The organism is Trinickia sp., assembly GCF_035492435.1.
Taxonomy (GTDB): domain Bacteria; phylum Pseudomonadota; class Gammaproteobacteria; order Burkholderiales; family Burkholderiaceae; genus Trinickia.
The window spans coordinates 1-9,027 of the sequence record NZ_DATJJF010000084.1 but is presented as its reverse complement, the minus strand read 5'-3'; the positions used below and the strand labels follow the sequence as shown (position 1 = coordinate 9,027).

11 protein-coding genes are annotated in these 9,027 nt (G+C 62.1%); 5 read left to right on the top strand and 6 right to left on the bottom strand.

Features of this window, described 5'->3' with window-relative positions; genetic code table 11:
- The 3 genes from VL598_RS06000 to ruvB all read left to right on the top strand — a co-directional run.
- On the top strand, positions 1-315 hold a 315-nt coding region (locus VL598_RS06000; protein ID WP_325325784.1), incomplete at its 5' end, for a crossover junction endodeoxyribonuclease RuvC.
- Between the two features lie 102 nt (positions 316-417).
- Positions 418-999 carry a Holliday junction branch migration protein RuvA gene (gene ruvA / locus VL598_RS05995; RefSeq protein WP_325325783.1) on the top strand — a complete coding sequence of 194 codons (582 nt, stop codon included), beginning with the start codon at positions 418-420 and terminating at the stop codon, positions 997-999.
- A gap of 203 nt (positions 1,000-1,202) precedes the next feature.
- Positions 1,203-2,279, top strand: coding sequence for a Holliday junction branch migration DNA helicase RuvB (gene ruvB / locus VL598_RS05990; RefSeq protein ID WP_325325785.1), 1,077 nt, complete (start codon positions 1,203-1,205; stop codon positions 2,277-2,279).
- 296 nt (positions 2,280-2,575) lie between these two features.
- On the opposite strand, the gene VL598_RS05985 is transcribed toward ruvB, so the two are convergent.
- From VL598_RS05985 to tyrS, 3 genes are all read right to left on the bottom strand, one after another.
- Entirely contained in the window at positions 2,576-3,286 is a 711-nt protein-coding gene (locus tag VL598_RS05985; protein WP_325325782.1) for a histidine phosphatase family protein, read from the bottom strand.
- 19 nt (positions 3,287-3,305) lie between these two features.
- Positions 3,306-3,764: a D-aminoacyl-tRNA deacylase gene (gene dtd / locus VL598_RS05980; protein WP_325325781.1), complete on the bottom strand. Its 459-nt coding sequence runs from the start codon at positions 3,762-3,764 to the stop codon at positions 3,306-3,308.
- 94 nt (positions 3,765-3,858) lie between these two features.
- Complete coding sequence (gene tyrS / locus VL598_RS05975; protein ID WP_325325780.1) at positions 3,859-5,106, bottom strand: tyrosine--tRNA ligase; 1,248 nt, start codon at positions 5,104-5,106, stop codon at positions 3,859-3,861.
- Between the two features lie 139 nt (positions 5,107-5,245).
- Between tyrS and VL598_RS05970 the strand changes: the two genes are divergently transcribed.
- Positions 5,246-6,397, top strand: a complete 1,152-nt coding sequence (locus tag VL598_RS05970) for an anhydro-N-acetylmuramic acid kinase (RefSeq protein WP_325325779.1) — start codon at positions 5,246-5,248, stop codon at positions 6,395-6,397.
- Between the two features lie 113 nt (positions 6,398-6,510).
- On the opposite strand, the gene erpA is transcribed toward VL598_RS05970, so the two are convergent.
- The 3 genes from erpA to rplM all read right to left on the bottom strand — a co-directional run bounded on the left by erpA (position 6,511) and on the right by rplM (position 7,977).
- Positions 6,511-6,876, bottom strand: coding sequence for an iron-sulfur cluster insertion protein ErpA (erpA, locus tag VL598_RS05965; RefSeq protein WP_325325778.1), 366 nt, complete (start codon positions 6,874-6,876; stop codon positions 6,511-6,513).
- A gap of 268 nt (positions 6,877-7,144) precedes the next feature.
- Positions 7,145-7,537 carry a 30S ribosomal protein S9 gene (rpsI, locus tag VL598_RS05960; protein ID WP_325325777.1) on the bottom strand — a complete coding sequence of 131 codons (393 nt, stop codon included), beginning with the start codon at positions 7,535-7,537 and terminating at the stop codon, positions 7,145-7,147.
- An 11-nt stretch (positions 7,538-7,548) separates the two neighbouring features.
- Entirely contained in the window at positions 7,549-7,977 is a 429-nt protein-coding gene (rplM, locus tag VL598_RS05955) for a 50S ribosomal protein L13 (RefSeq protein WP_325325776.1), read from the bottom strand.
- Between the two features lie 555 nt (positions 7,978-8,532).
- On the opposite strand from rplM, the gene VL598_RS05950 reads away from it, so the two are divergent.
- The gene (locus VL598_RS05950) at positions 8,533-8,955 is read left to right on the top strand and encodes an OsmC family protein (RefSeq protein ID WP_325325775.1); all 423 of its coding nucleotides are present in this window, start codon (positions 8,533-8,535) and stop codon (positions 8,953-8,955) included.
- Positions 8,956-9,027 lie beyond the last annotated feature (72 nt).

The following is a 9,027-nucleotide window of genomic DNA, read 5'->3' as shown; positions in this document are numbered from 1 at the left end:
ACGCTGCTGCTCGGTCAGGCGCGCGGTGCCGCCATCTGCGGCCTCGTCTCGGGCGGTGTGCCCGTTGCCGAGTACACGGCGCTGCAACTGAAACAGGCCGTCGTCGGCTATGGGCGCGCCACGAAGGAGCAAATGCAGCAGATGGTCGTACGGCTCTTGAACCTATCCGGCCTGCCCGGCACCGACGCGGCCGACGCGCTCGGCATGGCGATCTGCCACGCTCACAGCGGCAACACGCTCGGCACACTCGGCAGCATCGCGCCCGCGCTTGCGCGAAAGGGCTTGCGCGTGCGGCGAGGACGGCTCATTGGCTAACGCACAGGCCATCTTCACCCATCGGCCCCGCTCGCCAGAACCTCGCAGTAGACGCAGTTCCGCTGCTACACTCGCGCTTTCTTTGCTCTGTCCGCCCTCGCTATGATCGGTCGCATTGCCGGCACGCTGCTCGAAAAGAACCCGCCTCATCTGCTCGTCGATTGCAACGGCGTCGGTTACGAAATCGACGTGCCGATGAGCACCTTCTACAACTTGCCGTCGACCGGCGAAAAGGTCGTGCTGCTGACGCAGCTGATCGTGCGTGAAGATGCCCATCTGCTTTACGGCTTCGGCACGGCGCAAGAGCGCACGACGTTCCGGGAGCTGCTGAAGATCAGCGGCATCGGGGCACGCATGGCGCTGGCCGTGTTGTCGGGGATGAGTGTGCAGGAACTCGGCCAAACGGTGACGCTGCAGGACGCAGCACGCCTCACGCGCGTGCCCGGCATCGGCAAGAAAACGGCCGAGCGGCTCTTGCTCGAATTGAAGGGAAAGCTCGGCGCCGATCTCAGGGCGGGCGCCGGAACAGTCTCGGCCGTCGAGAACACGACGGACATCCTCAACGCGCTGCTCGCACTCGGCTACTCGGAAAAGGAAGCGCTTGCGGCAGTCAAGAACGTGCCAGCCGGCACCGGTGTCTCCGAGGGCATCAAGCTCTCCCTGAAAGCACTTTCGAAAGTCTGATTGCCAAGAAGCCCACGTGTGTGAGGCAGTCAGTGGGCGCGGGCGCCGGGCCGTCCGCCGCGCCTTTTGTCACTCGTTGCGTTTCGCCCCATCGCCGATTCCTGGCCGGCCCTTCTCCTTGACATCCCCCTTCGCCTAAGGGCTCCTGAAGGGCCGAGGCTTGCCGTGCATCCTGGCCGATCACGCGCGGTACAATGACGCGCATGATCGAAACCGACAAGCTTGGCGCCGAGCGCATCATCTCTGCCTCACCCGCTTCCTCGCATGAGGAAGCCTTCGAACGCGCGTTACGTCCGCGTCAGCTCGACGAATACGTCGGGCAGGAAAAGGTGCGCAGTCAGCTTGAGATTTTCATCGAAGCGGCCAAGCGACGCTCGGAAGCGCTCGATCACGTGCTGCTGTTCGGGCCACCCGGCCTCGGCAAGACGACGCTCGCGCACATCATCGCGCGCGAGATGGGCGTCAATCTGCGCCAGACGTCGGGGCCGGTGCTCGAACGTGCCGGCGATCTCGCGGCGCTCTTGACGAACCTCGAAGCGAATGACGTCCTTTTCATCGACGAGATTCACCGTCTGTCGCCCGTCGTCGAAGAAATTCTGTACCCGGCGCTCGAGGACTATCAGATCGACATCATGATCGGCGAAGGCCCCGCTGCACGCAGCGTCAAGCTCGATCTGCAGCCGTTCACGCTCGTCGGCGCAACGACGCGCGCGGGCATGCTGACGAATCCGCTGCGTGATCGTTTCGGCATCGTCGCGCGCCTCGAGTTCTACGATGCCGAACAGCTCTCGCGCATCGTCGTGCGCTCAGCTTCGCTGCTCGGTGCGCGCATCGAACGAACGGGTGCCTTCGAAATCGCCAAACGGTCCCGCGGCACGCCGCGTATCGCCAACCGGCTGCTGCGGCGTGTGCGCGATTACGCAGAGGTCAAGGCGGACGGCAACATCACGGCGAGCGTGGCCGATGCCGCGCTCTCGATGCTTGACGTCGATCCGGTCGGCTTCGATCTGATGGACCGCAAACTGCTCGAGGCGATCCTGCACAAGTTCGATGGCGGCCCCGTCGGCGTGGACAACCTGGCGGCTGCGATCGGCGAGGAGCGCGACACGATCGAAGACGTGCTCGAGCCTTATTTGATCCAGCAGGGCTACCTGCAGCGCACTCCGCGCGGACGCGTGGCGACGCTCGCCGCCTATCGCCACTTCGGCTTGGGCGCACCCGCCGCCTCGAGCCCGGTGCGCAACCTTTGGGACGACGCGGAGCCCTCCGCCCCACGGTAGGCCAGCTCCATCTGCACTTCGCGGTAGCGCCGCTCGCTTTCGCGCGCTTCGGCTTCCGCTAGCTTGCGCTCTCTCAAGTCGAGCACGAAGCCGACACCTTGGCTCCCCCCCTCTTCGAACATCGCCAAGCCGGTAAGCACCGACACGCGGCTGCTGTCCTTCCTGGAGTACTCCTTCTCGAAAGGCTGTAACGTCCCCGCCATCTTGAGCTCTGGGTACGGCATTAATCAGCCCGGAAAACCACCCGGGGCATCGCCAGTCTGTCAATCCGCCACCGGGGCTCGCCGTGCACGAAGTCAGCGCGATGCTGCGCCTCGGTGAGCTAGCGTGTCGTCGTCGCTCTCGCCTTGCAGATGCTCGACATCCGCCCAAGCCACGACACTCGCTCGCAACTCTTCGTCGAAATCGACCGTGTTGATGCTGGCGTTGAAAAGCGGATAGTCGCGCGGTGCATCGAGCGCCAAGCCGCGTGCGTGGCGATAGACGCAGTCGAGCACGCCGCCGTGCGTGACGCAGGCGACGTAACCGCCGGGATGAGCGGCGACGATCGAGGCGACCGTATCCAAAACACGCTGACTGAACGCGCGGGACGATTCGCCGCCCTCCGGCGCAAAGTCGGGGCGGCGCGTTTCCCAGACCTTGAATTCTTCCGGGAACCGCGCTGCGAGTTCGCTGTTGTCGTGCCCCTGGAACACACCATAGTGCCGCTCTCGCAATCCCTCGCGTAACGCCAGCGGCAAACCGAGCGCGGTCGCCGTTGGCCGCGCCGTTTCCTGCGCACGCTGCAAGTCGCTCGAATAGATCGCTTCGAGCGTCATACGGCCTTGTTCAACGTGCATCGCCTTTGCGGCGTGCGCGGAATTCGCCTTTCTTGCAAGCCGCTCCGCTAAGCGTCGGGCTTGAATGACACCGCTCTCCGCAAGCGGAATATCAAGGTGGCCTTGGAATCGCTTAACGCGATTCCAAGGCGTTTCGCCGTGGCGAATGAAAAGGATTCGGGTAGCCATGCTGCGCATCTTGCCGTTATCAGCCGCGCGTTTGCAACCAAAAGGTGACCGGTCCGTCGTTGACGAGCGACACTTGCATGTCGGCGCCAAACTCTCCGGTTTCGACGATGGGATGACGCGAGCGCGCCGCCTCGACGAAGTAGTCGAAAAGATGCCGCCCCTCGTCAGGGGGCGCTGCAGGCGTAAAGCTCGGCCGCAAGCCGCTGCCGGTATCCGCCGCCAGCGTGAACTGCGAGACGAGCAGCAGCCCCCCGGCCTGCCCCGCACCATCGATGTCCGTGATGGGCAGATTCATTTTGCCGGCCGTATCGCTGAAAACGCGATAGCCGAGCACCTTGGCGACGAGCTTGTCGGCGCTGGCTTCCGTGTCGCCACGTTCGGCGCACACGAGCGCGAGCAACCCCGCGCCAATCCGGCCGGTGACACGCTCACCGACGCGCACCTCCGCACGTGTGACTCGCTGAATCAGAGCAATCATAGCCAGCCCCGCTCGCGATTGAGACACACACTCGGCGACGGCAGCAAGCGCATCTTAGAGATAAAGATGGCTCGCCACGCTATGCAATGCGCCTTCATGCCGAAAGCGATACGCGCGCGAAGCGGCGCTTGCCGACTTGAATGAGGTACTCGCCCGCTTCGATCTTGAGCCCCTTGTCGGAGATCACCGTACCGTCGATCTTGACGCCGCCTTGCTCGATATTGCGCAGTGCCTCACTCGTCGACGGCACAAGCCCAGCCTGCTTGAGCAATTGCCCGATGCCAAGCGGTGCACCGGTGAGGGTGACGCCCGGGATATCGTCAGGCACCCCGCCTTTCGCCCGGTGGTTGAAATCTTCGAGTGCGCGCTCGGCATCGGCTTGCGAATGAAAGCGCGCGACGATTTCCTGCGCGAGCAGCACTTTGAAGTCGCGCGGATTACGCCCTGCTTCGGTCTCCTGCTTGAAGCGCACGACTTCGTCCATGCTGCGAAACGAGAGCAGTTCGAAATAACGCCACATCAACACGTCGGAAATGCTCATCAGCTTGCCGAACATCTCGCTCGGTTTCTCTGAGATACCGACGTAGTTGTTTTTCGACTTCGACATCTTGTCGATGCCATCGAGGCCTTCAAGCAGCGGCATCGTCAAAATGCACTGCTGCTCCTGGCCGTACTGCTTTTGCAGCTCCCGGCCGACGAGCAAGTTGAACTTTTGGTCAGTGCCGCCCAGCTCGAGGTCGGCGTTCAACGCCACGGAGTCATAACCCTGCATGAGCGGGTAGAGGAACTCGTGAACCGAAATCGGCACGCCACCCTGAAAGCGCTTCGTGAAATCGTCACGCTCAAGCATACGCGCGACCGTGTATCGCGACGCGAGCTTGATCATGCCGTCCGCGCCGAGGGGCATCGACCACTCGCTGTTATAGCGGATCTCGGTTTTCTCGCGATCGAGCACGAGCGCAGCCTGCTCGAAGTAGGTCTTCGCGTTCGATTCGATCTGTTCGCGCGTGAGCGGCGGCCGCGTAGCATTGCGGCCCGACGGATCGCCGATGAGCGAAGTGAAATCGCCAATCAGGAAGATCACCGTGTGACCGAGATCCTGCAGTTGCCGCATCTTGTTCAGGACGACGGTGTGGCCGATGTGAATATCGGGCGCCGTCGGATCGAGGCCGAGCTTGATGCGCAGCGGCGTGCCCGTTGCGGCGCTCCTCGCCAGCTTCTGCGCGAACTCCTCTTCGATCAGCAGTTCGTCGGCGCCGCGCTTGGCGACGGCGAGCGCATGTTTGACCTCGTCCGTAATCGGGTACGTCGGCGCGGGTTTGGCGGTGGACTCGGTGCTCATCTCGGAATCTGTGAATGAGGAACGTTGCAAAAATCCGATTGTCCCATATTCCCACCCCGGCTCCGCCAGCATTATGGCTTATCGCGATTATCCTTTGCGCGGATAATGCGGTAACGATCATGACGATAAGGAAGCCCGCGTGCGACATAGTGCGACCCGCAATCCCGCCGACGGAATCTATTTCGGGCTGATGTCGGGCACCAGCCTCGACGGTGTTGACGGCATCGCCGTCGAGTTCATTGCCGGCAAGCCGCCCACTGTGCTTGCCGATGCCTTCGTCGACTTCCCTGCCGGCCTGCGCGAGTCGCTCATGGCACTGCAGCAGCCGGGTGACAACGAGATCGATCGCGAGGCGCTCGCCGCCTCGGCGCTTGCCTCGCGCTACGCTGTGTGCTGTCACGAGCTGCTGCGCTCGGCGAGCATTGCTCCGTCGCACGTGCGCGCGATTGGCGTCCATGGACAGACCGTTCGCCATCGCCCGGAAAAGGGCTACACACGCCAGATCAACAATCCCGCTCTGCTGGCGGAGATGACACGCATCGACGTCGTCGCCGATTTCCGCAGCCGCGACGTCGCCGCAGGCGGCCAGGGCGCCCCGCTCGTGCCAGCGTTCCATGCCCAAGTCTTCGGTTCCGCCGACGAGACACGCGTGATCTGCAACTTGGGCGGCATCAGCAATATCACCATCCTGCCCGCCGGTGCGGGCACTGACGCCTCAGTGCGCGGCTTCGATTGCGGGCCTGCCAACGTGCTGCTCGACGAATGGGTGCAGCGCCACCTAGGCACGCCGTTCGACGAAGGCGGGCGCTTTGCGGCGCAGGGCACCGTGCACACACCGCTGATGGAGGCCCTGCTGGACGAGCCTTTCTTCGATCAGCTGCCGCCCAAGAGCACGGGCCGGGACCTATTCAATGCGGCATGGCTCGATGCCAAGCTGGCCGGCTTCGGCGAGCTCGACCCGGCCGATGTCCAGGCGACGCTCGCGGCGTTGACGGGCGTGAGCGTTGCGCGTGAAATCGAGCGCCATGCGGCCGATTGCCGAGCGGTGTACGCCTGCGGGGGCGGAGCACGTAACCCTGAAATCTTGAAGGCGATGGAAGGTGCGCTGGCACAAGGCGGCGTCGCCGTGCCGGTCAGATCCACCGAGGAGCTGGGCGTGCCACCCCATCACGTGGAGTCGCTCGCCTTCGCTTGGCTCGCGATGCGCTGCATCGAGCGCGCGCCGGGCAACTTGCCCACCGTAACGGGTGCTGCGGGCGAACGGATTTTGGGGGCGATCTACCCGCGCTGAGCCGTAGCGGGAGACCGATCAGGTCCTGCAGAAACGACAAACGGGGCCAGCGGCCCCGTTTTGATGCGGCGACGGCACTCGCTGCGCCGCGCGCTACCTCGTGCTTTCGTCGCTCAGACCGAAAACGACGAACCGCAACCGCAGGTGGTCGTGGCGTTCGGATTCTTGATGACGAACTGAGCGCCGTTGAGATCGTCCTTGTAGTCGATCTCCGCACCGATCAGATACTGGTAGCTCATCGAATCGATCAACAGTTGCACGCCGCCCTTCACCATCACGGTGTCGTCCTCGTTGGTCGTCTCGTCGAACGTGAAACCATACTGGAAGCCCGAGCAGCCGCCGCCCTGCACAAACACGCGCAGTTTGAGGTCGGGATTGCCCTCTTCGTCGATCAGTTGCTTCACCTTCTCGGCCGCCGCGTCCGTGAAGACGAGCGGTGCCGGCATTTCGGTCACGGGGGTATCGGTGACGGCGTTCATTCGAACTCTCCAAAAAAGCTGCTTTGTGCCATTGTAAGGCGCTTCCGAATATCGTGTTAGAAGCCCTTAGTGCAATAGGTGCTTAAGCCCGCCAAAGGGCCTAAGGAGCTTAATGCGCTGAAGCCACAAAGCAGAAAAGCCGCCGACACCACGAGGGCATCGACGGCTTTTCGTACAGCCTGCACGTGCAGACCGCAGGACTGCGCCAGCTTGCAGCAACCCCGCGCCAGCGCAAGAGCGCGGGCGGCGAGGGGCGCGAAAACGCGTTTTAGCGCTTCGAGAACTGCTTGCGGCGGCGTGCCTTGTGGAAACCGACCTTCTTACGCTCGACTTCACGCGCATCACGCGTGACAAACCCGGCGCTCGAAAGCGTCGGCTTCAGCGTTGCGTCGTAGTCGATCAGCGCACGCGTAATGCCGTGACGCACAGCGCCTGCCTGACCCGTCTCACCACCACCGGTGACGTTGACCTTGATGTCAAACGTCACGCCGTGGTTCGTGAGCTCGAGCGGTTGACGCACGATCATCAGCGACGTTTCGCGCGAGAAGTAGTCGGCGATGGGCTTGCCGTTGACGACGATATCGCCCTTGCCCGCCTTGATGAACACACGAGCGACCGCGCTCTTGCGACGGCCCGTGCCATAGTTCCAGTTACCGATCATATGGGCTCCCCTTAGATCTCGAGCACTTTCGGCTGCTGAGCCGAATGCGGATGCGTGCTTTCTGCGTAGACCTTCAACTTCTTGATCATCGCGTAGCCGAGCGGGCCCTTGGGCAGCATGCCCTTCACGGCCTTCTCGAGCGCACGGCCCGGGAAGCGCTCTTGCATCTTGCCGAACGTCGTTTCGTAGATACCGCCCGGATAGCCCGAGTGACGGTAGTACTTCTTGTCGGTCGTTTTGGTGCCCGTGACCTTGAGCTTGCCGGCGTTGATGATGATGATGAAATCACCAGTATCGACGTGCGGGGTGAACTCGGGCTTGTGTTTGCCGCGGAGACGGCGTGCCACTTCGCTGGCGACACGGCCGAGGACCTTATCCGTCGCGTCAATCACGTACCATTCGCGCGTCACCTCATGGGCTTTGGCGGAAAACGTCTTCATGATCGATCCAAAAAATGTTGCCCTGCCCTAACTGATGTTTTCCCTGCTTGTATGGTGCGCCACGCGCGTTCAGTGCCACGACCCTTCGCTTAAGGCAATTTAAAGCAATGCCTGGCGACGGTTCGGACGGCCCCTTCGCGCTTGGTTCTCGCTGGAACCTTTTGGGCGTTGATTGCAGGCTCTCCCTTTTTTCTTCCGCGGGCATGGATGCGGAAAAGTCGAGGATTATAAAGGGTTTTTCCAGAACAAGTCAAAAAAAAGCCCGAACACTCGGTTCGGGCTGAATCCACCTTAGGAGGAGGGTGGAGGAGACATGCGGAGATTGCCAAGTAGGGCAATCAATGAGAGGAATTGTACAGACGACGTACTCCAAATGCAAGGGAAAATTTGTATAGCGAAACCACAGTCCACAATGTGAAATAAAACATGTGTTTGAACATGGTTTGAGCACAGTTTGAGCAGATACGGCAGCCCACGCTCCACGCTATGGGGAGCCGGTCAGGATCGGCGCGGTAAAATGTTCACTTTGAATGGATGACACTCGGGAGCTTCGACATGGAATGCAAAGTGAGCTGGATGGGGCCTGACGGCATGGCGTTTGCCGCCGAGACGGGCAGCGGCCATCTGGCCATGATGGACGGCGCCCCCGAAGGCGGCGGCCGCAATCTCGCTCCGCGGCCGATGGAGATGGTGCTGCTGGGAACCGGCGGCTGCACCGCCTATGACGTGGTGATGATTCTCAAGAAGAGCCGGCAGGAGATCGTTGGCTGCACGGTGCAGCTAAAGGCGGAGCGGGCAAGCGAAGATCCGAAGGTCTTCACGAAGATCCACTTTCACTTCACCGTGACGGGCAAGAATTTGAATCCGGCGACCGTCGAACGGGCGATCAACCTGTCGCATGACAAGTACTGCTCCGCGTCGATCATGCTCGCGAAGACGGCCGAACTCACGCATTCCTTCGACATTGTCGAGAGTTGAACGGCCAAAGGGCTGAGCGCGGTATTGCACGGGCCTCAGCCCTTTCAGTTTCAGCTTGATGCGGCCGTGGTT